At 40.4% G+C, this 436-nt stretch carries 1 protein-coding gene; it reads left to right on the forward strand.

What is annotated here, in order from left to right; all coding sequences use genetic code 11:
- Positions 1-276 (forward strand): hypothetical protein (locus AC07RN_RS21290; RefSeq protein WP_478337266.1); only part of this gene is annotated, 276 nt, incomplete at its 5' end.
- Between the last annotated feature and the right edge of the window lie 160 nt (positions 277-436).

Raw genomic sequence — 436 nt, forward strand, 5'->3', positions numbered from 1 at the left:
GTAAAAACAAATAAAGGTGAGAATCGTCCTTTCGAAACCATTGAAAAGCGAATTGCAAATGTCGTAGCGCTTGGTCTGGCTGATGAAATATTTATAAAGACTGGATCATCTGAAGATATTTTCGAGACCATTAGGTTGAACAAATATTTCGTCCCAAAAAATCGGAGTATCGCCCAGCGGCGGACGCTTCTTCTGGAGCGACTTTCTATTGAAGCCATAGTGCTTCTTTATACAGAAGGAATTTCCATTACGCTAATATCCCAGCTGGACAGTTGAGTAAAGCTCAGTTAGACGCTACCGCTACTTTCTAAGTATTAATGGCTTTTCGAAATTCAGTCTTTATGAAAAATTCCAGATAGATGAATGCTAGTTGCCTGCCGAAAAAGTGTCGAATTAACTTGCCGATACTTGTTACTAATGGCCTGTACGGCCCTTC

The organism is Lelliottia sp. GFLA7 (assembly GCF_056490165.1).